This window comes from Allobosea sp. GW821-FHT09G06, from assembly GCF_059416005.1.
The window spans coordinates 1,175,831-1,201,373 of sequence record NZ_JBWKOI010000002.1 but is presented as its reverse complement, the minus strand read 5'-3'; the positions used below and the strand labels follow the sequence as shown (position 1 = coordinate 1,201,373).

The window sequence follows — 25,543 nt, the reverse complement described above, 5'->3', positions numbered from 1 at the left end:
CGGACACGATCGCGGGAACGCCATGACCAACGACACGCGCACGCACGGTGCCAACAAGCCGGCCCTGGTGGTAGGCATCCTGCTGCTGATCGTCGCCGTCCTCGTCGGCTATGACGCCTCGCAGCAGACCATCACGTCGACCTACGGCGTCGGCCCGACCGCGATGCCCTATGTCGTGGCGGCAGGCCTCGTCATCCTCGGTCTTTCCCATTTTGTCGTCGCGTTCCGCGAGGGACTGCCGCAGCCCGACGAAGCCGACAACCCTGCCCTGCTCTGGATCGCCGGCGGGCTGATCTTCCTGATCGCCTGCATCGGGCTCGGCGGCGGCTTCATCATCGCCATCGCCGTGGTCTTCGCCTGCACCGCCCGTGGCATGGGCCGCCGGGCCCTGGCTGTCGATGCCGCGATCGGCTTCGTGCTCGGCCTCATCATCTACCTCGTCTTCGCCAAGCTCCTGACGCTGATCCTGCCGTCGGGTCCGCTCGAGCGCCTGTTCCTCTGAGGAGAGCCCGACCATGGATACCCTGCTCTCCCTCGTCCAAGGCTTCGGCGTCGCGCTCGAGCCCTCCAAGCTGATGTTCTGCCTGATCGGCGTGTTCCTCGGCACCGCCGTCGGCGTGCTGCCGGGCATCGGCCCGGCGCTGACCGTCGCGCTATTGCTGCCGGTGACCTTCAAGCTCGATCCGGCCGGCTCGCTGATCATGTTCGCCGGCATCTACTATGGCGGCATGTACGGTGGCTCGACCACCGCGATCCTGCTCAATGCGCCGGGCGAAAGCGCCTCACTAGCGACCGCGCTCGAAGGCTCCAAGATGGCCAAGGCCGGCCGTGGCGGCCCGGCTCTCGCGACCGCGGCGATCGGCTCCTTCGTCGCCGGCCTGATTGCGACTATCGGGCTTGCTTTCCTCGCGCCCTGGCTGGTCCAGATCGCGGTGAAATTCGGCCCCTGGGACTATTTTGCGCTGATGATCGTCGCCTTCGTCACGGTCTCCGCGACCTTCGGCGACTCGCCTTTGCGCGGCCTCACCAGCCTGTTCCTCGGCATCGCGCTCGGCCTCGTCGGCATCGACAAGCTGACCGGCCAGGCGCGCCTGACCTTCGGCGTGCCGGAACTGCTCAACGGCATCGAGGTTACCACGCTCGCCGTCGGCCTGTTCGCGGTGGGCGAGGCCTTCTATGTCGCCTCCAAGCGCGCCCGCGATCCCGAGGAGATCATTCCGATCAAGGGCTCGCTATGGATGACCAAGCAGGACTGGAAGCGCTCCTGGGCGCCCTGGCTGCGCGGCACCGCCTTCGGCTTCCCGATCGGCGCCCTGCCGGCCGGCGGCGCGGAAGTCCCGACCTTCCTGAGCTATTCGACCGAACGGAAGCTCTGCAAATACCCGGAAGAGTTCGGCAAGGGCGCGATCGAGGGCGTCGCCGGACCGGAAGCGGCGAACAACGCCTCGGCCGCCGGCACGCTGGTGCCGCTGCTGACACTTGGCCTGCCGACCTCGGCAACGGCGGCGATCATGCTCGCCGGCTTCCAGCAATACGGTCTCAATCCCGGCCCGCTGCTCTTCGCCGAGAAGCCTGACCTCGTCTGGGGCCTGATCGCCTCGCTGTTCATCGCCAACGTCATGCTGGTGATCCTGAACCTGCCGCTGATCGGGGTTTGGGTCCGCTTGCTGGCGATCCCGCAGCCCTGGCTCTATGCCGGCATCCTCGTCTTCGCGACGATGGGCACGCTCGCGGTCAACAGCTCGCCGGTCGAGCTTGGCATGCTCTTCATCTTCGGCTTCATGGGCTACCTGATGCGCCGCTACGACTATCCGGTCGCGCCGATGGTCGTGGGCCTGATCCTGGGGCCGATGGCGGAACAACAACTCCGCCGCGCGCTGCAGATCAGCCTGGGCGATCCGATGATCCTGCTGGAGAACCCGATCTCGGCGACGCTGCTCGGCATCGCCTTCATCGCGCTGGTCGCGCCCTTCGCGATGAAGGGGCTGAACAAGTTCAAGGCTGCCGAGGACTGACCAATCCGAGCTGGATGAGGCTCTCGCCCGTCGCGACGAGAGCCTCAGACGCCGGGCGCGGCTGCCAGCCCAGCATGGCTTGCGCCTTCGCGCTCGTCGCCGTCTTGCTGCGGCCGAGTTCCGGCGTCGCCGCCTGACGCGCGGTCGCGCTGAAGCGCGCGGCGAAGCGCACCAACCAATCCGGCAGCACGCGGGTCGAGACCCGCTCCGCATTCGCGCCGAGGCCGTCCTTCAGCGCCTGGGCGATCGCCTGCATCGTCATGAAGTCACCGGCCGTCGCCAGGAAGCGCTCGCCAGCCGCCGCCGCATCGGTCATGGCGCGCAGGTGCAGCTCGGCGACATCGCGCACGTCCACGACCCCGAACATCAGGCGTGGCACCGCCCAGAGCCTGCCGTCCAGCATGGTCTTGACCAGCAGGATCGAGGCCGAGAGATCCGGCCCGAGCAAAGGCCCGAAGATACCGACGGGGTTCACGACCGAAAGCTCCAGCCCCTGCCCTTCACCATCGACGAAATCCCAGGCGGCCCGCTCGGCCAGCGTCTTGGATTTTGGATAGGCGGCAAGCTCCGGTGCGGAAGCATTCGTCCAGTCACGCTCGTCATAGGGGCGCTTCACCACCCGGCCATAGCCGATGGCCGCGAAGGAGGAGGTCAGCACGACGCGCCTGACCCCGGCCCGATGTGCGGCACGCAGGACGCGCAGCGTGCCCTCCCGCGCCGGGCGGATCAATTCGTCCTCGTCCTTCGGCGCCGCCGCTGCGAGCGGTGACGCGACGTGGAGGACATAGGCGCAGCCGGTCGCCGCCTGATCCCAGCCCTCGTCACGCATCAGATCGGCGACGACGACCTGCAGCCGGTCACCAGCCTCGATTCCGGCTCCGCGCAGGGCGTCCCTGAGAGCGCCCTCGCGTGCCCGATCGCGCAGCGTCGTGCGGACATCATAGCCCGCCGCGAGCAGCGACAGGATGCAATGCCCCGCCAGGAAGCCGGAGCCTCCGGTCAAGAGAACGAGATCACGGTTCATGTCGCCGGCTCCGCCGTTTCAGTTCAGCCGCCCGGCCATAACGTCGGTTTCGACATGACGCCAGAGCACGGCAGGATGGTGGACAGGGCAGGCCAGCCGGTGAACAATTGCGGCAGAACTGTGTTGTCCCAGGGCCGGCATCGGCAGCGATGCCGCGGCAGAGGGAGACTATCGATGAGCGATACCACGCTTGGCGCGCAGGCCGGCACCGGTCAGCAAGCCGCCGCAGAACCCAGCCTGCACCGTGTCATGGGGCCATGGCTGCTGCTTCTCTTCATCGTCGGAGACATCCTGGGCACGGGCATTTACGCCCTCACAGGCCAGGTCGCGAACCAGGTCGGCGGCGTCGTCTGGCTGCCTTTCCTCGTCGCCTTCGCCGTCGCGATGGTGACGGCGTTCAGCTATCTCGAACTCGTCACGAAATACCCGCAGGCCGCCGGCGCCGCGCTCTACACGCACAAGGCCTTCGGCGTGCATTTCATCACCTTCATCGTCGCCTTCGCGGTGATGTGCTCGGGCATCACCTCGGCCTCGACCGCCTCGCGCGCCTTCGCCGCCAACATGTCCAACGCCTTCGGGCTGGGCTTGTCAGGCGGGATCGGCATCACGCTGATCGGGCTCGGCTTCATGGCGATCGTCGCCATCGTGAACCTGCGCGGCGTCGGCGAGAGCGTGAAGGCCAATGTCGTGCTGACCTGCGTCGAGCTTACCGGCCTGCTGATCATCATCACCATCGGCATGATGGCGATCGCGGCCGGACAGGGCGACGTCTCGCGCGTCATGCAGTTCAAGACGACGGCCGATGGCGGCGTGTTCTGGCCGGTGATCGCGGCGACGACGCTCGCCTTCTTCGCCATGGTCGGCTTCGAGGACTCGGTCAACATGGCCGAGGAGACCAAGGACCCGAGCCGCATCTTCCCGAAGATCCTGCTCATCGGCCTGTTCATCACCGGCGTGATCTATGTGCTGGTCTCGATCTCGGCGATCACGCTGGTGCCGCCGGAACAGCTCGGCGAAGGCGAGACGCCGCTGCTCAAGGTGGTGCAAGCCGGCGCGCCGAACTTCCCGATCTGGATCTTCGGCTTCATCACCATGTTCGCGGTCGCCAACAGCGCGCTGATCAACATGCTGATGGCGAGCCGGCTGGTCTACGGCATGAGCCGCGAGCATGTGCTGCCGCCCATCCTCGGCAAGGTCCATGCGACACGGCGCACGCCCTATGTCGCGATCGGCTTCACCAGCCTTCTGGCCTTCGCGCTGATCACCTTCGTTGGCGAGGTTCCGGCGCTGGGCGGCACGACCGCGCTGCTGCTGCTCTGCGTCTTCACGGTGGTCAACATCGCCGTGCTGATGCTGCGCAAGGACACGGTCGACCACGCGCATTTCCGCACGCCGACCTTCCTGCCGATCATCGGTGCCCTCTCCTGCGCCTTCCTGGCCGGGCCCTGGACCGGGCGTGCTTCGGTCCAGTACACGATCGCCGGCGTCCTGATCGGCATCGGCGTGCTGCTCTGGGTGGTCACGGTCATCGTCAACCGCAAGACCGGCACCGCGCTCAGCGACCCGCTGATGGAGGACATCGGCGGTCGCGGCCCGGTCAACTGACCGCAGCCGACGCAATTGCAAAAAGGGCCGGCGAATGCTCGCCGGTCCTTTTTGATAGCCTGAAGCTCAGGTGGCGCGTCAGCTCAGAAGGTGTGGCCGCGCTTGCGCATTTCCTGCGAGAAACGGTCGAAGAGGTACTGGCTGGTCTGGACGGACCAGGGCTGAAGAACGTTCAGCAGGTCGTCCATCGCCTCGCGCCGCAGCGTGTTATAGCGCTGGCCGACCGGGGACTTGAAGAAAGCGGCGATCTCCTTGAGATCGGCCTCCGTCATCTTCCGGGCGAAGACCTCGGTGGCCGTCCGGGTCATCTCCTCGGCGCGCTTGTCGGCCTCCGGCTTCAGCGCCGCGACGACGGCGTCGGTATCCTTCTTCATCTCCGGGCGGGTCGCGATGAGCTCCTGCACGCTCTTCTCGAACTCGTTGTAGATATTCGTGATGCCAGACGTGATGCCGGTCGCGTCCGCGACTTCGCGCGCCACCTGAAGATGGCTCTGCGTCAGCGCCGGCGCCTGGGCGAAGGCGGGAACGGCGCAGACGAGCGCCAGACCAAGGGCGGCCCGGGCGAGAGAACGACGGATCATGCGTTGAAACCCCTTTGTCAGCGAGCCGCTGGCCGGGGGCCATGGCGGATCGGTCATTGTGGCGCGTTCCTTAGCGTGTCTTGCGCCGGAATGGAATCATTCGATCCTGCCGATGAGCTTGAGGCCATCGGCCCCCGCCAGGATGGCGCCGGTGGCCAGCCCGATGAACAGGCCATGCTCCACCACGCCGGGCACGATGTTCAGCGCCTGCGCCAGCAATTCCGGGCGCTCGATCGCGCCGAGATGGGCATCGAGAATGTAATGACCGCCATCTGTGACCAGCGTCGTGCCGTCCGGCTTCTGGCGCAGCGAGAGCCTGCCCTCAGAGCCGGAAGCGGCGATGGCCGCAGCCACGGCCCGGCGCGTCGCCTCAAGCCCGAAAGGCACGACCTCGATCGGCAGCGGGAAGCGGCCGAGCGTCTGGACCAGCTTGCCGTCATCGGCGATCACGATCATGCGGGCGGAAGCCGCCGCGACGATCTTCTCGCGCAGCAGTGCAGCGCCACCGCCCTTGATCAGGCGCAGTTGCGGATCGACCTCGTCGGCACCGTCGACGGTGAGGTCGAGTTCCGGCGTCTCATCGAGTGTCGACATCGGAATGCCCAGCGAAACCGCCTGGGCCTGGGTCGCCTCGGAAGTCGAGACGCAGAGCACCTCGAAGCCTTCCGCGACCTTGGCGCCGAGCAGATCAACGAAATGCTTCGCGGTGGAGCCGGTGCCGAGGCCCAACCGCATGCCCGGCCGCACGAGTTCGAGCGCGCGGGCGGCAGCCTGCTTCTTCAGGTCGTCGGCATTCATGAGATTCGTCCGGCTCAGGTTGTGGAAAACGCCTGCCGCCCAGGCCGGACGACGGCGCTCTCCTGCCTCGCCGAAGCCGGCGAGTCCAGCACGCGGAGGCCTCCCGGCGTCATTTCGTCTGGGGCGTGCACACCGTCTTGTCGTCGAAAACGTAGCAGATGCTCATCTCGCCGGTGCGGATATTGACGCGAAAGATGCCGCCTTCCTTCTCGTGACGCGACGGCATCAGGCCGTAATCGCTGGGCGCCTGCGGACCCGCTCCTTCGCCCGACGGGAAGCAGACGGTGAGGCCGACGCCGCCCTCTTTCAACTGGAACTGGCAGGCGCCGACCTCGCCGGTCGCCTTGTCGATCCGGTAGACGCGGTTGAGGTCGGTCTGCGGCGCAGGCGCGAATTCGAACGGCCCGGCCAAGGCCGGCACCGCACCCGCCATCGCCAGCAGCAGCCCTGCGATTCCAGCCCGTATTCCGATGAAATTCGACATGATGATCTTCCCTGCCGCCGGCCGCGCGACGAATCGCGCGCACGATACCATCTCACACGGCAAATTTGGGGAGGTGCGCGCACGGGACTTGCCAGCCCGGCCGCAACGACCTTTAACCGAATCTCGCCCGGCCGAATCATCCCGAAGGTCCCGACCATGAGTCTGCCCCCGATCGTCGTCTTCGATCTCGACGGAACCCTCGCCGAGACCGCGCCGGACATCATGCGGGTCCTCAACCTGATCCTCGTGCGCGAAGGGCTGGCAGCCCTGCCGCTTGAACGGGCGCGCGAACTCGTCGGCGCGGGCGTGCGCGTCCTGATCGAGCGCGGCTTCAAGGTCTCCGGCCAGCCGCTCGATCCGGAAACGCTGGAGCGGCTCTTCCTGGAATTCATGGAAATCTATGCGCAGGATACGGCGGGGAGCAGCCATCTTTATGACGGCGTGCTCGGCGCGCTCGATGTGCTGGCCGGGCAAGGCTATGCGCTCGCGGTCTGCACCAACAAGCCGATCCTGCACACGAAGCTGATCCTCGACCATTTCGGCATCGCCGGCCGCTTCGCGGCCGTCGCCGGGCGCGACAGCTTCCCCTATTTCAAGCCGGATCCGCGCCATCTCACCCTGACGATCGCGGCGGCGAAGGCCGATCCGGCGCGGGCCGTGATGATCGGGGATTCCCGCACGGATATCGCGACCGCCCGCGCTGCCGGCATTCCCTCGATCTGCGTACCCTTCGGCTATACCGACGTTCCGATCGAGACGCTGGAACCGGATTTCATCATCCAGCATTTCGACGAGTTGGCCGGCGCGGTCGACCGCGTGTTCAAATCTCCTCCCCGGACGTCCTTGACGGCATGAGGCGCGCCGACTAGGAGAGGCCGGGTCCGGGCGATTAGCTCAGCGGTAGAGCACTCCCTTCACACGGGAGGGGTCACAGGTTCGATCCCTGTATCGCCCACCATTTTCCCGGATTTTTCAGCCTTCTTAAAGCACGAGCGCTCAAATGCGCGCGGCTTGCCTGCGCGGCTTATGCTCCCACCGTGCAACCTGCGTGAGAAAGGGAGCGCACCGCCTCCCAACGACGCGCTCCCTTCCCGCGGGTGCCAGCCCGCATCGCGCCGAGTGCCATGTTCCGCTGGCCCATTCCGAGGCGAGTGAGCAGGCTTTAGCCGAGAGCGCCCCCGCGGACCGATTACGGGCGGATTAAGAGAGCGACAGACAGGCCAGGCCGCGCCCAAGGAACTGGCGCCGCCGCGACCGGTCGCACCGCCTCATCAGAGCGTTTCGATGCTTGCGTCAGCGCAGCACGACCGCCGCGCCATCGTCCTGCGGCGCGCCGCCCTTGCCGATCCGGGCGAGCTCCTCGCCGAAGCGGGCCGCGATCGCCAGCCGGAAATGCAGCGGGTCCCAGTAATTGGCGTCCTGCGACGTGATCGGCGAGGCATGAGCGTAGTCGACCACCACCGCACCTTGGCGGCGCGCCAGCGCAGCGACCTCGGCCTTGCAGCGGGCATAGCGCTGCCAGGCGGCCGATCCCTCGCGCGGATAGGCCATCAGATGGGCGGGCGGCAGGACCAGCATCACCTGCGTGGTCTTGGGGAAGGCCGCGATGTTCTCCTCCAGCCATGACAAAGCCGGGAAACGCCAGCTGGCGCTCTCGGCCGGGGCGACGGCGGCCGACGGCGACAGAGACGCAAGGTCGGGAATGACACCGCCATGGCCGGCATAGATGTGCCCGCGCGCCCGGGCGAGGTCGTAGCTCGCCTCCGGCGGCGTGAAGACCTCGTAGCCGTCGCCGCGGATGCGCTCGCGCGACAAGCCGAGCCGATAGGCCATGAGCCGGCCGGCGATCTCCAGATTGGTCAGGTTGAGCAGCTTGGGCCAGTCGCTCCAGCCGACCTCGCGGGACAGCCATGCGGGTACCGGGCGGGGCGTCAGGCGCTTGGCCTCGTCGGTGGCATCCACCTCGCACCAGGTCGTGTCGATGCCCCAGATCAATCGCTTCGGCGCCTGGACATGGTCCCGGACGAGCCGCGCCATTTGCGTCTGCTCCCAGGGCGTCGCCGCGTTCATCGCGAGATTGACGAAACGGGCGTCAAGGCCGCGTGAGAGGAGCTCGGGATCGAGCAGGCGCATCGTCGAGGTGCCGATCACCGCCGCGTCGAAGCGCCCGGAGCGGACGAGCTGCGGGTACATGAAGCGCTGGTTGATATCCATGATCGGCCGCGACGCCTGCCCGGCATGGACGCGCATGCCGAAGGGGTCGAGCACCGCGACGAAGGCGAAGAGCAGGCCGGCACTGATCGCCACCGCCCCGACAAACCATCGCGACCACTTGATCCAGGCCTTCGCCATTCCGGCCTTCCGCTCCAACGTTTCAGTCAACCGAGGCACCACGACCGATGAGCCGGCGACAGCGCGGCGTTCTCATCGCACAGGCCGGCACCTCGTCACAACGCGAAAGGCGCAATGCATGGCCGCGGCGCCCCAGACGTGGCAGAGAAGGCCGATGATGCCCGGCAGCTTCCCCCTCTCGCCCTGCTTGCCGAAACGGCTTGCAGCGCTGCTGCTCGCCGCTGCGCTGTTGTCCGCGCCGGCGCAGGCGGCGGAGGAGCCGCAGCCGGCTTCGTCGGGCATCCAGGACGCGCTCTGCCGCCTAATCGACGACGCAGCGAAGGCACAGGGCGTGCCCGCCGCCTTCCTGACCCGGCTGATCTTCCAGGAATCGAGCTTTCACGCGGGCGTCACCAGCCCCGCCGGTGCGCAGGGGGTCGCCCAGTTCATGCCCGGGACGGCGCGCGAGCGCGGCCTGATCGATCCCTTCGACCCCGAACAGGCCGTACCCAAGGCAGCTCATTTCCTGGCGGAGCTGCGCGACCACTTCGGCAACTGGGGGCTTGCGGCAGCGGCTTATAATGGCGGGCCGAACCGCGTCGCAGGCTGGCTTGCCGCGCGCAAGGCCGGGCAGACGCGCTTCCTGCCGAGCGAGACCGAGAACTACGTCTTCGCCATCACCGGCCGGACTGCCGACGACTGGGCGGAGGAGGCGATCGACCGTGCCAATGGCGACGGACGCTCGCCACCCATGCCGCCAGCGACCCGCGATGGAGATCCGCTGGCGACCTGCGCGCCCACGCTCGTCGCGATCCGCCAATCGCGCCCTGCCCTTCCGGCGATCGCGGAAGCGCCCTTCGCGCCCTGGGGTGTGCAGCTTGCCGGCAATTTCTCGAAGGCGCGGGCGCTCGCCACTTTCCAGCGGGCCGGCGCCCGCCATCGCGCGATCATCGGGACACTGCCGCCGATGGTGATCGGAACGCGCCTGCGCAGCCGCGGCACGCGCGCCTTCTATCGGGTGCGGCTGCCCGCAGCGACGCGCGCCGAGGCCGTCGCCTTGTGCCGGCGCATCCAGGCCGATCGCGGCGCCTGCGTCGTGCTGAGGAGCTGACTGCCCGCGGGCAATGTTGCATGCGCGCAACGCAGCATGGCAAAGCTCGATCGCTCCCGTCGATGTGATTGCGGGCCGATTGCACGCCCCTGGGGAAGCTGACAGGACGTTGAGGAGACGTTGACTTTTCTGCGTCATTTTCGCGACCAGCCGTCCCGACCCGCCCGAGGTTCCTCCGATGATCCGCTCCACCCGCCTGGCCTTGCTCGCCGGCCTTGGCCTGCTCGCTCTGGGCTCCGCCGCCCGAGCCGAAATCGACCCTCTGACCCGCCAGCCGCTCGTCCAGTACGTGGACCCGGCCAAGGCGCAGGCCACCGCCATTCCGCGTGAAGTCGTCGACTACCCGACCAAGCACAAGCCGGGCACGATCGTGATCGACTCGGCCGAGCGGCGCCTCTATTTCGTGATGTCGGACGGCAAGGCCGTGCGCTACGGCGTTGGCGTCGGCCGCCCCGGCTTCGACTGGGCGGGCACCCAGACCATCTCGCGCAAGCAGGAATGGCCGACCTGGACGCCGCCGGCCCAGATGCTGAAGCGCCGCCCCGACCTGCCGCGCTTCATGCCGGGCGGCCCCGATAACCCGATGGGCGCGCGCGCACTCTATCTCGGCTCGACCCTCTACCGCATCCACGGCTCGAACGAGCCGGAGACGATCGGCCAGGCGGTCTCCTCGGGCTGCATCCGCATGCTCAACGAGGACGTGATCGACCTTTACGAGCGCGCCAAGGTCGGCACCCGCGTCGTCGTCGCACGCTGAGCGACCAACAGATTTCGATGAAAAGGCCGGCGGAAACGCCGGCCTTTTTCGTTGAGGCTCCACACCTAACCGCTCTCTGAACAGGCGCGTTTTAAATCCAAGGCTGCGGAATATGCTCCTGGGCGTGCACGCGCTGCACGGCCGGCCGTTCGATCATGCGTTGCAGGTAAGCGCCAAGCAGAGGCCGGCTCGCGGCAGATCGGGTCATTCCGCGTGACCATCGCGCCAATGTGAAGAGGTAAGCATCGGCTGCACTGTAGGCATCGCCCAGAAGCCACGGGCCACCATGCCGCGCGAACTCATCCTCGACACGATCGAATTGAGCATCGACCCGAGCCTCGGCTGCCTTCCTCACCTCTTCCTGTGCCTCCACTGTCTCTACAACCTTGGTTGGGTGCAGATACAGCGACAGATTGGGGTGCAGCGCCGTGGAGAGCCACATGAGCCACTTATAGAAATGCGGACGCAGGGCACTTCCCTGCCCCGGCATCAGCGACGCATCCGGATTCATTTCAAGCAAATGCAGAATGATTGCGGTGCTCTCAAAAAGCACAAGGCTGCCATCCTCCAGAGCCGGAACCAGGCCATCCGGGTGAAGGGCGCGATATCATGGATTTTGGCTCGGCCCCTTGTGCAGATTGACGAAGGCCAGCTCGTATTCGGCGCCGATTTCCTCAAGCACGATGTGTGTCGCAAGGCTGATGAAGCCCGGGTAGTAGTGAAGGCGGAGCATGCCGAACCCTTTTTCGCGCTTGGCGCATCATCGTGAGTGCGGAGAGAACTGACGGTCAAGCTGGCGATCTCTCTCGAACGCTCGCTTCCCGCTCCTTACCGGGCGATCGAGATCGTCGCAGGCCGACACTCACCGCCTTTCGCGCGACAGGCCCTTCTCGGCCAGCGCCGCGACATAGACGCGCATCTTCTCCTCGCCTTGCTCGCCGAGTTCGCGCAGATAGTCCCAGGCGTAGATGCCGGTCTCATGCATGTCGTCGAAGCCGAGCCTGACGGCGTAATGACCGACCGGCTCGACCCGGAGGATCTCGACCCCGGCCTTGCCCGGCACGATCGTCTTCTGGCTGGGATGATGGCCCTGGACCTCGGCCGAGGGGCTCTCGACCCGCAGAAGCTCGGCCGGCAGCGCGAAGCTCGCGCCGTCCTCGAAGGTCACATGCAGGGTTCGGCGGTCCTTCGAGAGGCGCAGTTCGGTCGGCCAGGATGACATGGGCGGTATTCGTCCTTCGCAGGCGTTAGCCGGTAGGCGCTTGACCTTCACGGGCGCAGTGCCAATGTCATGCTATAGCAATGTGAAGGCGCGCCCGCATCCTGCGCGGACCGGCCGCTCCACAATGCGGGAACGTGAGGCAGACGTGCTGCTCGACGACATGAAGCCGCTGACGCGGTCGCCCCTGGTCGACCCGTTCGGCCGCAAGATTTCCTATCTGCGCATCTCGGTGACGGATCGCTGCGATTTCCGCTGCGTCTATTGCATGTCCGAGGACATGCAGTTCCTGCCACGCAAGGAACTCCTGACGCTCGAGGAGCTCGACCGGATCGCCAGCGCCTTCGTTGCGCGCGGCACCCGCAAATTGCGCCTGACCGGCGGCGAACCGCTGGTGCGCCGCGACATCATGAGCCTGTTCCGCTCGCTCTCGCGCCATCTCACCTCGGGCGCGCTGGACGAACTGACGCTCACCACGAACGGCTCGCTGCTGCATCGCTATGCCGACGAGATGGCGGGCTATGGCGTACGCCGCATCAACGTCTCGATCGATACGCTCGACCCCGACAAGTTCCGCGAGATCACCCGCCGGGGCGACCTGAAGGTCGTGCTCGACGGCATCGAGGCCGCGCGCAAGGCCGGCATGCGGGTCAAGATCAATGCGGTGGCGCTCAAGGGCGTCAATGACGACGAGATCGAGCACCTGATGCTCTGGTCGCACGGGCTCGGCATGGACCTGACCTTGATCGAGGTCATGCCGATGGGCGAGATCGAGGTCGGCCGCGTCGACCAGTACCTGCCGCTCTCGGTGGTGCGCGGCCGCCTGATGGACAAGTACACGCTCGTCGACGACCCCTACCGCACCGGCGGGCCGGCGCGCTATGTCCGCGTCAAGGAGACCGGCGGGCTCGTCGGCTTCATCACGCCGCTGACCCATAATTTCTGCGAGAGCTGCAACCGCGTTCGCCTGACCTGCACCGGCACGCTCTATATGTGTCTCGGTCAGGAGGATGCCGCCGACCTGCGCGCGCCGGTCCGGGCCTCGCAGGACGACGCCCTGCTCTTCCGCGCCATGGACGAGGCGATCGCGCGCAAGCCGAAGGGCCACGACTTCATCATCGACCGCCGCCATTCCGGCCCGGCCGTCGGCCGGCACATGAGCGTCACCGGCGGCTGAGCGCCACTCGACGCCCGGCGCTCGCTTGACCCTTCAGCCGAATGCGGTCACCGTCCCGGCGACGGGTGGAGTTGCATGCGGTCACAGTTCAAGGCGATGGCCCGCCGGATCAAGGCGGTCGCGAGTGCGATCGATGGCGCCGTCAGGCAGACCCATGCGGCGCGGCTCGCCATCATGGCAGCGAATCTGCGGCGTGCGCTGCCCCTGATCGCCATGCTGCTTCTCGCGACCCTACTCCTTTGCCTGTTCCTGGGCTGGTCCTCGGCGCGCAGCGTCTTCCTCGTGCTCTCGCCGGCCTCTCCGACAGGAATCATGGCCGGTATCGCCGCTGTGGTCGCGGGGATTGCGGTGCTTGAGCTCTGCGCGGCCTTCGCCATCACCGTCATGACTGCGGCCCTCCAGCTCGCCTACGATACGGGGCGCCATTGTGTTCTGGCCTTGCTGGCGATCGCGAGCGCGCTCGGGCTGGCGTTGATGGTCTCGCACCTCGCTGCCGAGGGAATTCCAGCTCTTGCCGGCGCGGTTCTGCCGACCCTCGGCCTCTGCGGGCTCGTGGCACTGACGCTCTGGTTCAAGCGCGCCTATCTGCGCCCGGCCTATCCCGGCTTCCGCGATTTCTGGGCCGATATCGTCGAGGCCCGCCATTTCCTGATGCGAGCCGCCCATGGCGAATGATGAGGGCCCGGCCTTGCGGGCCGTACGGATGACGCCTGCTCCGACCGCTCATCATCTGGCCGAGTCGGTCAAGGCCGGACATCACGGCGCGAGCGATGCGGTCGAGAACCAGCCGCCGGCCCATGCGACGATGCTCTCCCAGACCGAGCAGACCCTGATCGCCCGGGCGCGCGAGCATTTCGCCACGCTGCGGCAGGAGGCGGCGGCAAGCCTCAACGCCATCCAGGCCGAGATCGTCAGCCGGCGCGAGTTGTTCACGCAGCAGCGCTTCGAGGGCCGGGTACGCGGCGTCGAGGCGACGATGCGCACGATGCTGAGCAAGCATGGCGGCGAGCTGGAGCAGCGCGTTTATGACGCGCTCCGGGCCAAGCGCGAATACGCCTTCTTCAACTACGAGAACAAGCGCCGGGCCGATCCCAAGCTCGACAAGTGGCAGTTCATCCTGTTCTTCCTGGTCGTGCCGCTGGTTATCGAAAGCCTGCTCAACGGCAATTTCTTCGCCGAAGCCAGCGATTTCGGCCTGGTCGGCGGTGCCGCCACCGCCGTCATCATCTCCGCGCTCAACGTCGCGCTCGGCTTCTTCATGGGGGTCGGCCCGGCACGCTACTGCCAGCATGTGAAGAGCTCGCACCTGTTCTGGGCGCTGCCGGCCTATGCCGGCATGATCGGGCTGATCGTGCTGTTCAATCTCGCCGTCGGGCATTACCGGGAGATGCTGATCGCCAACCCCGATGCGCGCTCCTTCCAGGTCATGCCGCGCATGATGGAGAATCCGTTCGCGATCTACGACATTAAGTCGGTCGCGCTGGTCATCATCGGCTGCCTCGTCGCCTTCGTCTCGGCGAGCAAGGGCTATACCGCCTTCGGCACCTATCCCGGCCATGCCACCGCCTATAAGCGCTGGCGGCAGCGCTGGAGCGCGGTCGAGGAGGAGCGGCGCCGGCTCGATGCCGAATTGCTGCCGGAGCTGGAGGCGATCCGCACCCAGGTCGACGGCTTCCGCGAGGATTGCCGCGACGAGCTCGGCAAGCTGCAGGGCGTGAAGGCTGCCGCCGAGAAGGCGCGCGATCTCTATCTCTCGCGGCTGGGCCAACTGCGCGCCGCCAAGGATGCCGCGATGATGCAGTATCGCGAGGCCAATCTCCGGGTTCGCACCGATCTGGCCCCGGCCTATTTCACGCAATCGCTCAACCTCGCCGAGATCGACCAGCCGGCAGAGCTGCCGGAATATGTCGCGGCGCGCCGCCAGATCGACGATTTCGAGCAGCAGCTCACCAGCATGCCGGCCCTGATCGAGGCCAAACTCCGGGACCGGCTGGTGCTGCTGCGCGGCATCGACCTCGCCGGCGAGATCGAGCAGGTGAAGCTCAGGGCGGTGCAGGCCGGGCGCGAAGCCTTCGAGCAAGACGAAGCGGCCCAGAAACAGGCGGCAGAGGATTTCGCCGCAATGAAGCGCTAGAGAGCGAGGCATGAAGACCGAGAACTGGGCGATCGTCGCCTCCGTGCTCGCCGGGCTTGGCCTTGTCGGCTTCTTCGCGGCGCCTTCCCTGCTGCGCGGCCCGCCGCGCGACCAGGAGACCTTGTGCCCGAAGACCGGGCCTGTCGGGCATACGCTGATCCTCGTCGACAAGAGCGATCCGTGGAGCGAGGTGCAGGCGAAGCGGCTGAAGGCGCTCGTCAAGCAGGTCGGCGATGAATTGCCGACCGACCGGATGCTGTCGATCTATGTCTTCAATGACGTGTTCGAGCCCGGCTTCCCGTCGCTGGTCTCGCTCTGCAACCCCGGCAAGACCGCGAGCGAGTTGATCGGCAATCCCCGACGCGAGTACGTCAAATGGGTCGACAAGTTCGGCCGGCCGCTCGACGAGGCGCTGACCGTGCTGACACAGCCCGGCAAGGGCAACCAGTCCCCGATCGTCGAGGCGATCGGCGATGTCGCGTCGCGCCGCGAGAACCGCGTCCCGATCGGGGACCGCAAGATCCTGCTCGTCTCCGACATGCTGCAGAACTCGAACCAGTTCACGATGTTCGGCAATGCGGCCGGCGCGCGCGATCCGGAGCGCCTGCGACGCCTGCTCGGCAAGGTCTGGCAGGATTCAGGTGCGTCCAGTTGGGAGCTGAGCGTGCATCAGGTCCAGGGCGTGTATGATGCGGCGCGGCTCGAACAGGCGGCCACGCTGTGGAAGCAGGCCTTTCAGAAGCTCGCCATCAGCGTGAATTGGGACCGGTTGTAAGGTAGCGCAACGCGCGGTCATCCCGTGCGCGGTGCAGCGCGAAGCGGTGCGCCGCAGACACGGGACCGTCTTCCGGAAAGAGCGCCTTCTCGTCACGCGGTCCCGTGTCTGCGCAGCGGCATTGCATGCCGCAGCGCGCACGGGATGACACGCATCAGAGCCGATACGCCATCCGCACGCCACCCCAGTGGCGGCCGCGGACGCGCAGCGGCGCGTTGACCTCGCTCAGCAATTCGCTGCGGCCGTCCTCGGTCTCATGCCGGCTGAGCTGGACGAGGAAAGGCCGGATCGAACGCCCGGCACTCAGGCCGGCACGGCTGTCGATGATGCGCCGGTTGCGGGCATAAGCCCCATTCCAGGCGGGATCACCGGCGCGCTGCGGCTGGGACCAGGCCGGGTGATGGACCGGCACGTATCCGTTGCGGTCGCTCGGCAAGGCGAAGACCAGGCGCGGATCGGAAGCGAGCGTGCCGGCCAGCAGTGGCGGCAGCACGGTTTCCAGCGCCGGCAGGCTGGGACTCAGATATTGCCTCGGCTCGCTGTCGAGCACCGGGACGTAACGAAGATCGAACAGGTCGTTCTCCGAGAGCAGGCCACGCGCGATCGCCTGCTCCATCGCGCCCGAAACCGCGCGGGCGAAATCCTGGGCGCGCTCGATCAGCGGGCGATAGGAGCGTTCGATCTCCTCGATCATGCCCGCCAGCGCGCCGCAGCCGGCGGCGGCATCGCCCGCGAAGGCGAGATGCATGCCGAGTTCGCTGGTGCCCGTCATGCGGCAAGGCAGCGGCGGCAGGCCCTCGATCGTGACCACGCCCGCACCGCCGGTCGGCAATCGCGCCTGGGACGAGCCGGCCAGCAAGGCGCCGCCCCGGCCGAGATCGACGAGCCGGCCGGGAACATCGAGGCTGCCGATGACGAGATGCGCCTTGCGCGCCGTCGGAAAGCGGTCGAAGCGGCGCCGGTCGGCGAAGGCCGAATGGCGCAGCACGGGCTTGAAGCGCCTGAGCATGTTGCCCACGAGCCGGCTGCCCTTCTGCGTCGCCCGCCGGGCGCGCTCGCTTTCGGCGACCGTCTCATGGGCGATGCGGTCGATCTCGTCGGCGCGTCGTGCGACGCCCTCGACGAAGAGAGCCGCCTCCCGCGCATTACGCGAGAGTTCGGCGGTCGAACTCGCCTGCTCCTGCGAGGCCCGCCCGATCGTCACCATGATCGGGTTGACGTCGCGCACGATCTGCAAGGTGTCGTTGACGATGCCAGTCGAGCCCTGGGCGGCGCGGGTCAGCCGGTCAACGCGTTCGCGGATATGGCCGACAGCCTCGCTGACCTCGACCGAAAGGGACTTCACCTCATGAGCGACGACGCCGAAGCCGCGCCCCGCTTCACCGGCGCGGGCGGCCTCGATCGCCGCGTTGAGCGCGAGAAGATTGGTCTGGCGGGCGATCTCGGCGATCGAATCGACGATCCCCCTGATCTCGCCGGTCGCGACGGCAAGGCCATCCAGCATCAGCGCCGCCTCGCCGGCACGCGACACGGCAGCATCGAGCTTGTCGCGGACATCGACCATTGCGCCATCGACCTGCTCGGCCGCCTGCGAGACCTGATGGGTCGCGGCGGCAAGCGCGGAGGCGTTCTCGCTGGCAGCGCCGACGGCCATGCGCATGCTGCCGGCATTCTCCAGGATCGTGCGCGAGCCGCTCTCGGATTCGGCCGAGCGCTCCTCGACTTCGCCCAGCTCCTTCGTCAGCCGCTGCATCGCGAGCAGGATGTCGCGCTCGATATCGTCGACGGCATCATGGGCGGAGGGATCATAGGGCTGGATCGCAGCCGGATGGGGCGTGGCCTCCTCCGCCGGCAGCGCCGCCGCGGGGATGTCCTCCACCGCATGTCCGGCGCCCAGCCAGCGTCGTATCCTGCCTCGCATCCCCAGCCCAGTCTCACCATAGGTCAAGCCTTGCGTCCGGTTATGGTCCCGGCCCGTTAACAAAGGCTTCCACGCCGCCGCACGTCGCCCTTGCCGGAGACGCATTGGACCCCCGCCGCCAGCCCCTGTATGGCTGGGTCTCACGCGCCACCGGGACAGGCAGCCATGAGCCAGCACAGCTATGACGTCATCGTCGCGGGCGTCGGTGCCATGGGGTCCGCAGCATGCTGGCATCTGGCCCAGCGCGGGCTCAAGGTGCTCGGGCTGGAGCGCTTCGATCTCGGCCATACGATGGGCTCGTCCCACGGCCTGACCCGCATCATCCGCCTCGCCTATTTCGAAGGCTCGCATTACGTGCCGATCGTGAAGCGGGCGCATGAATTGTGGGCGCAGACCGGCGAGCAGGCCGGCATGAAGCTGCTCCATGTCACAGGCTCGCTCGATCTCGCGCCCAAGGGCGGCGGGCCGGTCGAATCCTCGTTGCAATCCTGCCTCGACCATGGGCTGACGCACGAAGTCCTGGAAGGCGCGGAGGTGACGCGCCGCTTTCCCGCCTTCCAGCTCCCGGAAGGGCATATCGGCCTGTGGCAGCCTGACGGCGGCTTCGTCGCCTCGGAGAAGGCGATCTATGCCCATGTCGGGCTGGCGCAATCGCGCGGCGCCGAGATCCGCATCAACGAGCCGCTGCTCGACTGGACGCCGACGGCGCAGGGCGGCGTGATCGTGCGCACCGAGCGCGGAACCTATTCGGCCGGGCGCCTCGTCATCACCTCGGGCGGCTGGATCGCCGATGCCGTACCGGCTCTGGCCAAGCAGGTCAGCACGGTGAAACAGACGATCGGCTGGTTCACGACGCGTCGGCCGGAGCTGTTCCGCGAAGGCGCCTTTCCGGTCTTCATCCTCAGCGTCGAGGAAGGCAATTTCTACGGCTTCCCGCTCTACGAGCACCCCGGCTTCAAGCTCGGCGGCCCGCATTTCGGGCGCGAGCCGATGGACCCGCGCGACCCCGACCGCACGCCGAGCGCTGCCCAGGTCGCGCGCATCCGCGAATGCCTGTCACGCTATATCCCCGACGCCGCCGGCGAGCCGCTGACGGTGAAGGGCTGCATCTACACGGTCTCGCCGGACGAGGGCTTCATCATCGACACGGTTCCGGGCGTGCCACAGGCCGTCTTCGCCTCGGCCTGCTCGGGCCACGGCTTCAAGTTCGCGAGCGCGATCGGCGAGATTCTCGCCGATCTGTCGACCGTCGGGCAGTCCCCGTTCGACCTGAAACCGTTCTCGCTGTCGCGCCTGCCGGCCTGAAGCCTTCCGAACTGGATTTGATCTCTTGGCCAGTGCAGCCGAAAACCGCCGCGGCATCATCTTCATGCTCGTGGCGATGTCGCTTTTCGTCGTCAACGACGTCTTCATGAAGCTCGCCCGCGAAACCTATCCAGCCGGACAGGCGATCGCGCTCAGGACCTGTTTCGCCGTCGTGGTCGGCTTCGGGCTTGTGCTGGCCGCGCGTGAGGGTGACCGACTGCGCCTGGCGTTCCGCCCGCGCGTGCTGCAGCGTGGCATTCTCGAGGCCTTCGGCGCGCTGACCTTCGGCTGGTCGCTCGGACTGCTGCCTCTCGCCAACCTGACGGCGATCAACATGGCCTCGCCGCTGCTCATCGTGGCGCTGGCAGTGCTCCTGCGCATCGAGACCGTCGGCTGGCGGCGGGCGGTCGCGCTGACCGTCGGCTTCATCGGCGTGCTCTTCGTCGTGCGGCCGGGTGCCGAATCCTTCAACGCCGCCGCCATCGTCGCCGTGATCAGCACCTTCCTCGTCGCCGCCCGCGACCTGACGACCCGCACCATCGGCGACGACGTGCCCTCGACTGTGGTGTCGCTGACCACGACGATCCTCGTCGGCATCGTCGCCGTCGCCTATGGCCTCACCGAGGAGTGGGTGCCGGTCTGGCGCATCCAGACCGCCTATGTCGCGCTCGCCGCCATTCTGGTCACGGTCGGCACCTTCTTCATCATCAGCGCCTTCCGGCGCACCGATGTCGGCGTGATCTCGCAGTACCGCTACGCGATCATCGTCTTCGCCACCGTGCTCGGCTATGCAGTCTGGGGCGACGTGCCGGACCTCTTCGCCTTCATCGGCGTCGCGCTGATCGTCGGCAGCGGGCTCTACACCATGCACCGGCAGCGCGTGCGGCCCGATTCCAACCTGAAGCTTACCCGAAAGCCCGCGGCGTGACCGGGGCTGCGGTCAAGCCCACGCTCGCGATCCTCGTCGCGATCTCGGCGCTGCAGCCGATCGCGCTCAACCTGCTCGCGCCGGCAACGCCGGCACTGGCCCGGCATTTTTCCTCGAACTACGCCACGATCCAGCTCACGCTGACGCTGTTCCTCGTCGCGGTCGCCCTGACGCAGCTGGTGATCGGGCCGCTCTCCGATCGCTTCGGGCGGCGCCCCTGCGTCAATGCCGGCATCGCCCTGTTCGCGCTGGGCTCGGTGCTCGGAGCCATGGCGCCCACCACGCATGTCCTGCTGCTTGCGCGGGTGCTGGAGGGTGCGGGCGGCGGCGCCGTCTTCGCGCTGTCGCGCGCCATCATCCGCGACACCGCCGACCGCGACCATGCCGCGAGCCAGATCGCCACCGTCACCATGGTGATGGTGGTGGCGCCGATGATCGCGCCCTGGCTCGGCGGCCAGATCGAAACCGTCTTCGGCTGGCGCGCGATCTTCTGGTTCATGACCCTGTTCGGCGCGGCCGTACTCGTCTTCACGCTCGCACGCCTGCCGGAGACGGCGCCAAATCTCGGCCAGCAGAGCTCGCTGCTCGGCATCTTCCGCGTCTTTCCGGAACTGGTGCGCAATCGCGACTTCATGCTGAACGTCGCGGCGGGCTCATCGGCCTCATCGGCCTTCTTCGTCTTCATCGCGGCGACGCCCTATATCGTCGTCGAGACGATGGGGCGCGGCTCGGACGTCTACGGCACCTATTTCATCCTGAACGCGCTCGGCTACATGGTCGGCAATTTCGCGATGTCGCGATTGGCCGTGCGCGTCGGGACGCAGACGATGGTGCGGCGCGGGCTGGTGATCTCCTTCGTGGGGACCGCCGTGGCGCTTGCCCTGTCGTTCTCGCCCTGGTGGTCGCCGCTGACCCTGTTCCTGCCGCTGGCCCTGAACGCAGTCGGCAACGGCATGACGATCCCCGGTGCGACGGCAGAGGCGCTCTCGGCCCGGCCCGAGCTGGCAGGCTCGGCCGCCGGCCTGTTAGGTGCGGTCCAGCTCGGCTTCAGCGCGGCTCTCACCGTGCTGATCAGCTGGCTGGTGACACTCTGGCCGCAATCGATGAATCTGTTCGTCTGGATTCTGACGACGGCGGGCCTCGCCGCCGTCTATTTCGTGCGGGCGCGTCCTGGCCCGGCAGCCTGAGCGCACCGGGCCGGCACGACCTCAGCCTTCGAGCCGGGCGATCAGGCTCGACGTATCCCAGCGATTGCCGCCCATCTTCTGGACCTCGGCATAGAACTGATCGACCAGCGCGGTCACCGGGAGCTGCGCGCCGTTGCGGCGGGCCTCGTCGAGCACGATGCCCAGATCCTTGCGCATCCAGTCGACGGCGAAGCCGAAATCGAACTTGTTCTGGTTCATCGTCTTGCCGCGGTTCTCCATCTGCCAGGAGCCGGCGGCCCCCTTGGAAATGACCTCCAGCATGGTCTCGACATCGAGCCCGGCGCGCTTGGCGAAATGGACGCCCTCCGACAGGCCCTGGACGAGGCCGGCGATGCAGATCTGGTTGACCATCTTGGTGAGCTGGCCGGAGCCGGCCGGGCCCATCAGCTTGCACATCCGCGCGAAGCTCGCGATCACCGGCTCGACGCGGGCATAGGTCTCGGGCTCGCCGCCGCACATCACCGTCAGCACGCCATTCTCGGCGCCGGCCTGCCCGCCCGAGACGGGCGCATCGACGAAGCCGAAGCCGCCCTGCTTGGCAGCCTCATAGAGCTCGCGCGCGACATTGGCGGAGGCCGTGGTGTGGTCGACGAAGACCGCGCCCTTCTCCATGCCCGCGAAGGCGCCGTTCTCTCCGATCGTCACCGAGCGCAGGTCATCGTCATTGCCGACGCAGCAGAAGACGATCTCCTGGCCCTTCGCGGCATCGGCCGGGGTCGGGGCCGAGAGCCCGCCATGACGGGAGATCCATTCCTGCGCCTTCGTCGGGTTGCGGTTATAGACGGTGACCTCATGACCCTTGGCCTTGAGATGGCCGGCCATGGGAAACCCCATCACGCCGAGACCGATAAATGCGACTTTGGCCATGCCGAACTCCCGCTTTTCTCCGAAGATAGACCCGCTTTAGCGTGCACGCGCCGGGCGGGGAAGGCGATTGCGCGCCATTCGCCCATGCGGCTTTTCCCTTGCGGCTTGCAGGGCCTCGGCTTAGCTCCGCCCTATGACCATATCCAACGACGACGAATTGCAGGCGCTGAAGGAGATCGGCGGCATCGTGGCCCGCGCGCTCGCGGCCATGGGCAAGGCGATCGAGCCCGGCATGACCACGGCAGAACTCGACGCGATCGGCCGCGACTATCTTGAACGCCATGGCGCGCGCCCTGCCCCGGAGCTCGCCTACGACTTTCCCGGCGCGACCTGCATCAGCGTCAACGAGGAGATTGCCCACGGCATTCCCGGCGAGCGGCACATCCTCGCGGGCGATCTCGTCAATATCGACGTCTCCGCCGAGAAGAACGGCTTCTTCGGCGACACCGGCGCGTCCTTCGCCGTGCCGCCGGTCAGGCCGAAGCTGGACCGGCTCTGCCGTGACGGCCGGCGCGCGCTCTGGGCGGGCATCGGACAGGTCGGTGCCGGCAAGCCGCTGGCCGGGATCGGCAAGGCAGTCGGGCGCTTCGCCGACAAGAACGGCTATACGCTGGTGCGCAACCTCGCGAGCCACGGGGTCGGCCGCTCGCTCCATGAGGAGCCGACGGAGATCGCGACATGGCCGGACCGCAGCGAGCGCCGGACCATGACGAACGGGCTCGTCTTCACTGTCGAGCCCTTCCTGTCGCTGGGTGCCGACTGGGCCGAGAATGCCGATGGCGATCGCTGGACGCTCTACAGCGACCCTTGCGCGCCGACCGTTCAGTACGAGCATACTGTCGTGGCGACGCCGCGTGGCGCGGTCGTGCTGACCCTGCCCGGCTGAGACCGGGTCAACGCAACGCCATGTGCCGGCTGAGCCTGATTTCGAGCCTGTCCCAGATGCGGCGGATGATCTCGACCAGCACCAGATAGATCAGCGCCGCATAGAGATAGATCGTGAGGTCGAAGGAGCGGGCGAAGGCGAGCCGCGTCGCGCCCATCAGGTCGAACAGCGTCACCAGCGAGACGATCGCGCTCGACTTGATCATCACGATCAACTCGTTGCCGAGCGGGCGCAGCGCCAGGATCATCGCCTGCGGCAATACGACGAGGCGCAAGGTCGCCCAGCGATGCAGGCCGAGCGAGAGCGCGCCCTCGAACTGCCCGCGCGGAATCGCCTGGATGGCGCCGCGCAGAATCTCGGCCTGATAGGCGGCGGTGTTGATGGTGAAGGTGAAGAGCGCGCAGAAGAACGGCTCGCGGAAGAACCACCACAGGCCGATGCCCTGCCAGAACTCGCGGAACTGGCCGAGCCCGTAATAGACGAGGAAGAGCTGGCAGAGCAGCGGCGTGCCGCGCAGGAAGGTGGTGTAGCCGCTGACCGCCATCCGCGCCCAGCGCGGGCCGTAGAGCCGGGCGACGGCAAGGCCCAGCGCCAGAAAGAAGCCGATGGCGACCGAGATCGCCACGAGCTCGAAGGTGACCCAGAGGCCGCTTGCCATGCGGCAGCCGTAGTTCTGCAGGACCTCGCTGCCGACCGCGTAGCCGGGATACTCGCACCAGTTCATCGCGTCGCTCCGCCGAAGGCGGCCTGGCCGCGATTGGTGCGCTGTTCGAGCTTGTCGATGCCCCAGGCGGAGACCAGCGAAAAGAAGAAATAGAGCAGCATCGCCGTACCGAAGAACAGGAACGGCTCCTTGGTCACGACATTGGCCCGCGTCGCGATGAACATGATGTCCTGCAGCGTGATCACGGAGATCAGCGAGGTCTCCTTCAGCAGCACCATCCAGTTATTGCCGAGGCCGGGCAGCGCCACGCGGATCAGCTGCGGGAAGACGACGAGGCGGAAGGCCTGCGCTTTCGACAGGCCAAGCGCGGCAGCGGCCTCGCGCTGGCCCTTCTGGATCGAGTTCAGCGCGCCGACCCAGACCTCGCTGGAGAAGGCCGCAAGCACCATGCCGAGCGCGACCATGCCGGCGCCGAAGGGCGGGATCGAGAAGCCCGACCAGACCTGCTGCACCAGAATCTGGATGCCGAAATAGATGATGTAGAGCGTCAGAAGCTCCGGCACGCCGCGGAACACGGTGGTGTAGATCGTCGCCAGCGCGCGCAGCAGGACGTTGTCGGAGCGCTTCAAGAGCGCGATGACGAGGCCGAGCCCCAGGCCGAATGGCAGGGTTGCAAGCGCCACCGAGAGCGTCGTGGCTGCGCCCTGAAGCAGCGCCGGCCCCCAGCCGGAAGGGCCGAAGCCGAGCAATGCGAATTTTTCGAGCATGGGGTGCCGTGCAGGAGAGGATGCTCGCCGGCGCGAAGGCGCCGGCGAGAGTCAGGCGTTTGCAGGCGTCACTTGGCGAATTTCAGCCACTTGTCCTGGATCTTCTGGTTCGAGCCGTCGGCGATCGTCTCGGCGATCGCCTTGTCGAACATCGCCTTGAGCGCCGTGTCGGACTTGCGCAGGGCAGCGCCGACGCCGGGGCCGTGGATGGCGTCGTCGCGCTTCACCTCGGCGACGAACTTGCAGCAATCCTTGCCCTTGCCGGTCAGGAAGTCCGAAAGGGCGAGCCCATCGGCGACGATATAGTCGAGCCGGCCGTTGATCAGGTCGAGATTGGCCTCTTCCTGGGTCGGGTAGAGCCGGGGCGTCGAGTCCTTGTAGTACTTCTCGAGATAGTTGGCGTGGATGGTCGAACCCTGGGCGCCGATCGACTTGCCCTTCAGCGCAGCCGGCGAGATGTCGTCCGACTTGGTGCTCTTCGGACCGATCATCCAGATCGGGGTCTTGTTGTAGGGCGTGGTGAAATCGACCTGCTTCTTGCGTTCATCGGTCGCGTTCATACCGGCGATGATGACGTCGTATTTGTTGGCCAGCAGCGCCGGGATGATGCCGTCCCAGTCCTGCACGACCCAGGTGCATTTCACCTTCATCCGCTCGCAGAGCAGGTTGCCGTAGTCGATCTCGAAGCCCTCGAGCTCCTTCTTGGCATTCAGGTTGTTGAAGGGCGGATAGGCGCCTTCCGTGCCGATCCGGATCTCCTTCCACTCCTTGGCCTGGGCGAGCGCCCCTGTCGCGCCGACGACCGTCAACGCCGCCGCCGCGATGAAACGAACGAAACTCTTCATGGGACCTCCGCAGTTCAGCCGGCCGGTCTTGCTGTTATCCCGGTCCGGTTCTGTGGCGACAGATTGGGCGCAGTTTCGCTTCGCTCGCAAGAGGGAGCGATGCAGCTTTTCGCAGCTTGCACGCCCAAACCGATGGCGGGC

Annotated in this window: 27 protein-coding genes, 1 tRNA gene and 1 pseudogene; 15 read left to right on the top strand and 14 right to left on the bottom strand. The window is 67.0% G+C overall.

Annotation, left to right across the window (positions count from 1 at the left end; all coding sequences use genetic code 11):
* The first annotated feature begins 22 nt into the window (after positions 1-22).
* Both AC07NY_RS15920 and AC07NY_RS15915 read left to right on the top strand, forming a co-directional pair.
* Positions 23-502, top strand: coding sequence for a tripartite tricarboxylate transporter TctB family protein (locus AC07NY_RS15920; RefSeq protein ID WP_492283908.1), 480 nt, complete (start codon positions 23-25; stop codon positions 500-502).
* Between the two features lie 13 nt (positions 503-515).
* Positions 516-2,015 carry a tripartite tricarboxylate transporter permease gene (locus AC07NY_RS15915; RefSeq protein WP_492283909.1) on the top strand — a complete coding sequence of 500 codons (1,500 nt, stop codon included), beginning with the start codon at positions 516-518 and terminating at the stop codon, positions 2,013-2,015.
* Here the strand turns inward: AC07NY_RS15915 and AC07NY_RS15910 are convergent.
* On the bottom strand, positions 1,996-3,039 hold the full coding sequence (locus AC07NY_RS15910) for an SDR family oxidoreductase (protein WP_494584624.1): 1,044 nt from the start codon (positions 3,037-3,039) through the stop codon (positions 1,996-1,998). The two genes, AC07NY_RS15915 and AC07NY_RS15910, sit on opposite strands and share 20 nt — an antisense overlap.
* A gap of 174 nt (positions 3,040-3,213) precedes the next feature.
* Here AC07NY_RS15910 and AC07NY_RS15905 point away from each other — a divergent pair, with 174 nt between their 5' ends.
* Positions 3,214-4,644, top strand: coding sequence for an APC family permease (locus AC07NY_RS15905; protein ID WP_494584623.1), 1,431 nt, complete (start codon positions 3,214-3,216; stop codon positions 4,642-4,644).
* An 83-nt stretch (positions 4,645-4,727) separates the two neighbouring features.
* Here the strand turns inward: AC07NY_RS15905 and AC07NY_RS15900 are convergent, their stop codons facing one another.
* The 3 genes from AC07NY_RS15900 to AC07NY_RS15890 form a co-directional block, all read right to left on the bottom strand.
* The gene (locus AC07NY_RS15900) at positions 4,728-5,225 is read right to left on the bottom strand and encodes a DUF2059 domain-containing protein (protein WP_494584622.1); all 498 of its coding nucleotides are present in this window, start codon (positions 5,223-5,225) and stop codon (positions 4,728-4,730) included.
* A gap of 96 nt (positions 5,226-5,321) precedes the next feature.
* Positions 5,322-6,023, bottom strand: a complete 702-nt coding sequence (gene rpiA / locus AC07NY_RS15895; RefSeq protein ID WP_494584621.1) for a ribose-5-phosphate isomerase RpiA — start codon at positions 6,021-6,023, stop codon at positions 5,322-5,324.
* Between the two features lie 109 nt (positions 6,024-6,132).
* Entirely contained in the window at positions 6,133-6,507 is a 375-nt protein-coding gene (locus AC07NY_RS15890; protein ID WP_494584620.1) for a hypothetical protein, read from the bottom strand.
* 156 nt (positions 6,508-6,663) lie between these two features.
* On the opposite strand from AC07NY_RS15890, the gene AC07NY_RS15885 reads away from it, so the two are divergent.
* Both AC07NY_RS15885 and AC07NY_RS15880 read left to right on the top strand, forming a co-directional pair.
* Positions 6,664-7,362, top strand: a complete 699-nt coding sequence (locus AC07NY_RS15885) for an HAD family hydrolase (protein WP_492283915.1) — start codon at positions 6,664-6,666, stop codon at positions 7,360-7,362.
* Between the two features lie 28 nt (positions 7,363-7,390).
* Positions 7,391-7,465, top strand: a tRNA-Val gene (locus AC07NY_RS15880).
* Positions 7,466-7,800: 335 nt separating this feature from the next.
* On the opposite strand, the gene AC07NY_RS15875 is transcribed toward AC07NY_RS15880, so the two are convergent.
* Positions 7,801-8,859, bottom strand: coding sequence for a hypothetical protein (locus AC07NY_RS15875; RefSeq protein WP_494584619.1), 1,059 nt, complete (start codon positions 8,857-8,859; stop codon positions 7,801-7,803).
* 154 nt (positions 8,860-9,013) lie between these two features.
* Between AC07NY_RS15875 and AC07NY_RS15870 the strand changes: the two genes are divergently transcribed.
* Entirely contained in the window at positions 9,014-9,949 is a 936-nt protein-coding gene (locus tag AC07NY_RS15870; protein ID WP_494584618.1) for a lytic transglycosylase domain-containing protein, read from the top strand.
* A 178-nt stretch (positions 9,950-10,127) separates the two neighbouring features.
* Positions 10,128-10,706: a L,D-transpeptidase gene (locus AC07NY_RS15865; RefSeq protein WP_492283936.1), complete on the top strand. Its 579-nt coding sequence runs from the start codon at positions 10,128-10,130 to the stop codon at positions 10,704-10,706.
* Positions 10,707-10,797: 91 nt separating this feature from the next.
* Here the strand turns inward: AC07NY_RS15865 and AC07NY_RS15860 are convergent, their stop codons facing one another.
* The 4 genes and pseudogenes from AC07NY_RS15860 to AC07NY_RS15845 all read right to left on the bottom strand — a co-directional run bounded on the left by AC07NY_RS15860 (position 10,798) and on the right by AC07NY_RS15845 (position 11,928).
* On the bottom strand, positions 10,798-11,196 hold the full coding sequence (locus AC07NY_RS15860; RefSeq protein WP_494584692.1) for a glutathione binding-like protein: 399 nt from the start codon (positions 11,194-11,196) through the stop codon (positions 10,798-10,800).
* Positions 11,197-11,223: 27 nt separating this feature from the next.
* Positions 11,224-11,301 (bottom strand): annotated as a pseudogene (locus AC07NY_RS15855) (glutathione S-transferase N-terminal domain-containing protein); the annotation flags it as partial.
* Between the two features lie 12 nt (positions 11,302-11,313).
* On the bottom strand, positions 11,314-11,439 hold the full coding sequence (locus AC07NY_RS15850; protein ID WP_494584617.1) for a thioredoxin domain-containing protein: 126 nt from the start codon (positions 11,437-11,439) through the stop codon (positions 11,314-11,316).
* Between the two features lie 129 nt (positions 11,440-11,568).
* Positions 11,569-11,928, bottom strand: a complete 360-nt coding sequence (locus AC07NY_RS15845; RefSeq protein ID WP_494584616.1) for a gamma-butyrobetaine hydroxylase family protein — start codon at positions 11,926-11,928, stop codon at positions 11,569-11,571.
* A 160-nt stretch (positions 11,929-12,088) separates the two neighbouring features.
* Between AC07NY_RS15845 and moaA the strand changes: the two genes are divergently transcribed.
* From moaA to AC07NY_RS15825, 4 genes are all read left to right on the top strand, one after another.
* Positions 12,089-13,102 (top strand): GTP 3',8-cyclase MoaA, encoded by a 1,014-nt coding sequence (gene moaA, locus AC07NY_RS15840; protein ID WP_494584691.1) that lies wholly within the window; start codon positions 12,089-12,091, stop codon positions 13,100-13,102.
* A 75-nt stretch (positions 13,103-13,177) separates the two neighbouring features.
* Complete coding sequence (locus AC07NY_RS15835; RefSeq protein ID WP_494584615.1) at positions 13,178-13,777, top strand: hypothetical protein; 600 nt, start codon at positions 13,178-13,180, stop codon at positions 13,775-13,777.
* Positions 13,767-15,236, top strand: a complete 1,470-nt coding sequence (locus AC07NY_RS15830; protein WP_494584614.1) for a hypothetical protein — start codon at positions 13,767-13,769, stop codon at positions 15,234-15,236. The genes AC07NY_RS15835 and AC07NY_RS15830 overlap by 11 nt, the downstream gene beginning before the upstream one ends.
* A gap of 10 nt (positions 15,237-15,246) precedes the next feature.
* Positions 15,247-16,011 (top strand): hypothetical protein, encoded by a 765-nt coding sequence (locus tag AC07NY_RS15825; protein ID WP_494584613.1) that lies wholly within the window; start codon positions 15,247-15,249, stop codon positions 16,009-16,011.
* 154 nt (positions 16,012-16,165) lie between these two features.
* On the opposite strand, the gene AC07NY_RS15820 is transcribed toward AC07NY_RS15825, so the two are convergent.
* Positions 16,166-17,890: a methyl-accepting chemotaxis protein gene (locus AC07NY_RS15820; RefSeq protein ID WP_494584612.1), complete on the bottom strand. Its 1,725-nt coding sequence runs from the start codon at positions 17,888-17,890 to the stop codon at positions 16,166-16,168.
* 207 nt (positions 17,891-18,097) lie between these two features.
* Here AC07NY_RS15820 and solA point away from each other — a divergent pair, with 207 nt between their 5' ends.
* The 3 genes from solA to AC07NY_RS15805 are packed head-to-tail and all read left to right on the top strand — an operon-like array spanning position 18,098 to position 21,352.
* A complete protein-coding gene (gene solA / locus AC07NY_RS15815) occupies positions 18,098-19,237 on the top strand; it encodes an N-methyl-L-tryptophan oxidase (protein ID WP_494584611.1) in 1,140 nt (379 codons plus the stop codon).
* 25 nt (positions 19,238-19,262) lie between these two features.
* Positions 19,263-20,165: a DMT family transporter gene (locus tag AC07NY_RS15810; protein ID WP_494584610.1), complete on the top strand. Its 903-nt coding sequence runs from the start codon at positions 19,263-19,265 to the stop codon at positions 20,163-20,165.
* The gene (locus AC07NY_RS15805; RefSeq protein ID WP_494584609.1) at positions 20,162-21,352 is read left to right on the top strand and encodes a multidrug effflux MFS transporter; all 1,191 of its coding nucleotides are present in this window, start codon (positions 20,162-20,164) and stop codon (positions 21,350-21,352) included. The genes AC07NY_RS15810 and AC07NY_RS15805 overlap by 4 nt, the downstream gene beginning before the upstream one ends.
* A 21-nt stretch (positions 21,353-21,373) precedes the next feature.
* On the opposite strand, the gene AC07NY_RS15800 is transcribed toward AC07NY_RS15805, so the two are convergent.
* On the bottom strand, positions 21,374-22,240 hold the full coding sequence (locus AC07NY_RS15800; RefSeq protein WP_494584608.1) for an NAD(P)-dependent oxidoreductase: 867 nt from the start codon (positions 22,238-22,240) through the stop codon (positions 21,374-21,376).
* A gap of 133 nt (positions 22,241-22,373) precedes the next feature.
* On the opposite strand from AC07NY_RS15800, the gene map reads away from it, so the two are divergent.
* Entirely contained in the window at positions 22,374-23,126 is a 753-nt protein-coding gene (gene map, locus AC07NY_RS15795) for a type I methionyl aminopeptidase (protein ID WP_494584607.1), read from the top strand.
* A 7-nt stretch (positions 23,127-23,133) separates the two neighbouring features.
* Here the strand turns inward: map and AC07NY_RS15790 are convergent, their stop codons facing one another.
* The 3 genes from AC07NY_RS15790 to AC07NY_RS15780 all read right to left on the bottom strand — a co-directional run bounded on the left by AC07NY_RS15790 (position 23,134) and on the right by AC07NY_RS15780 (position 25,402).
* Positions 23,134-23,850 (bottom strand): ABC transporter permease, encoded by a 717-nt coding sequence (locus AC07NY_RS15790; RefSeq protein WP_492283948.1) that lies wholly within the window; start codon positions 23,848-23,850, stop codon positions 23,134-23,136.
* Positions 23,847-24,557, bottom strand: coding sequence for an ABC transporter permease (locus AC07NY_RS15785; RefSeq protein ID WP_492283949.1), 711 nt, complete (start codon positions 24,555-24,557; stop codon positions 23,847-23,849). Before AC07NY_RS15785 ends, AC07NY_RS15790 begins: the two co-directional genes overlap by 4 nt.
* A gap of 68 nt (positions 24,558-24,625) precedes the next feature.
* Entirely contained in the window at positions 24,626-25,402 is a 777-nt protein-coding gene (locus AC07NY_RS15780; RefSeq protein ID WP_492283950.1) for a transporter substrate-binding domain-containing protein, read from the bottom strand.
* Between the last annotated feature and the right edge of the window lie 141 nt (positions 25,403-25,543).

Coding starts and splice junctions, on each gene's coding strand:
- AC07NY_RS15860 (WP_494584692.1), bottom strand. CDS start 11,196: ATGCCGGGGCAGGGAAGTGCCCTGCGTCCGCATTTCTATAAGTGGCTC.
- AC07NY_RS15875 (WP_494584619.1), bottom strand. CDS start 8,859: ATGGCGAAGGCCTGGATCAAGTGGTCGCGATGGTTTGTCGGGGCGGTG.
- AC07NY_RS15830 (WP_494584614.1), top strand. CDS start 13,767: ATGGCGAATGATGAGGGCCCGGCCTTGCGGGCCGTACGGATGACGCCT.
- AC07NY_RS15915 (WP_492283909.1), top strand. CDS start 516: ATGGATACCCTGCTCTCCCTCGTCCAAGGCTTCGGCGTCGCGCTCGAG.
- AC07NY_RS15835 (WP_494584615.1), top strand. CDS start 13,178: ATGCGGTCACAGTTCAAGGCGATGGCCCGCCGGATCAAGGCGGTCGCG.
- AC07NY_RS15790 (WP_492283948.1), bottom strand. CDS start 23,850: ATGAACTGGTGCGAGTATCCCGGCTACGCGGTCGGCAGCGAGGTCCTG.
- AC07NY_RS15850 (WP_494584617.1), bottom strand. CDS start 11,439: ATGCTCCGCCTTCACTACTACCCGGGCTTCATCAGCCTTGCGACACAC.
- AC07NY_RS15870 (WP_494584618.1), top strand. CDS start 9,014: ATGATGCCCGGCAGCTTCCCCCTCTCGCCCTGCTTGCCGAAACGGCTT.
- AC07NY_RS15905 (WP_494584623.1), top strand. CDS start 3,214: ATGAGCGATACCACGCTTGGCGCGCAGGCCGGCACCGGTCAGCAAGCC.
- moaA (WP_494584691.1), top strand. CDS start 12,089: ATGAAGCCGCTGACGCGGTCGCCCCTGGTCGACCCGTTCGGCCGCAAG.
- AC07NY_RS15780 (WP_492283950.1), bottom strand. CDS start 25,402: ATGAAGAGTTTCGTTCGTTTCATCGCGGCGGCGGCGTTGACGGTCGTC.
- AC07NY_RS15785 (WP_492283949.1), bottom strand. CDS start 24,557: ATGCTCGAAAAATTCGCATTGCTCGGCTTCGGCCCTTCCGGCTGGGGG.
- AC07NY_RS15800 (WP_494584608.1), bottom strand. CDS start 22,240: ATGGCCAAAGTCGCATTTATCGGTCTCGGCGTGATGGGGTTTCCCATG.
- AC07NY_RS15865 (WP_492283936.1), top strand. CDS start 10,128: ATGATCCGCTCCACCCGCCTGGCCTTGCTCGCCGGCCTTGGCCTGCTC.
- AC07NY_RS15920 (WP_492283908.1), top strand. CDS start 23: ATGACCAACGACACGCGCACGCACGGTGCCAACAAGCCGGCCCTGGTG.
- AC07NY_RS15900 (WP_494584622.1), bottom strand. CDS start 5,225: ATGATCCGTCGTTCTCTCGCCCGGGCCGCCCTTGGTCTGGCGCTCGTC.
- AC07NY_RS15910 (WP_494584624.1), bottom strand. CDS start 3,039: ATGAACCGTGATCTCGTTCTCTTGACCGGAGGCTCCGGCTTCCTGGCG.
- solA (WP_494584611.1), top strand. CDS start 18,098: ATGAGCCAGCACAGCTATGACGTCATCGTCGCGGGCGTCGGTGCCATG.
- AC07NY_RS15890 (WP_494584620.1), bottom strand. CDS start 6,507: ATGTCGAATTTCATCGGAATACGGGCTGGAATCGCAGGGCTGCTGCTG.
- map (WP_494584607.1), top strand. CDS start 22,374: ATGACCATATCCAACGACGACGAATTGCAGGCGCTGAAGGAGATCGGC.
- AC07NY_RS15885 (WP_492283915.1), top strand. CDS start 6,664: ATGAGTCTGCCCCCGATCGTCGTCTTCGATCTCGACGGAACCCTCGCC.
- AC07NY_RS15845 (WP_494584616.1), bottom strand. CDS start 11,928: ATGTCATCCTGGCCGACCGAACTGCGCCTCTCGAAGGACCGCCGAACC.
- rpiA (WP_494584621.1), bottom strand. CDS start 6,023: ATGAATGCCGACGACCTGAAGAAGCAGGCTGCCGCCCGCGCGCTCGAA.
- AC07NY_RS15825 (WP_494584613.1), top strand. CDS start 15,247: ATGAAGACCGAGAACTGGGCGATCGTCGCCTCCGTGCTCGCCGGGCTT.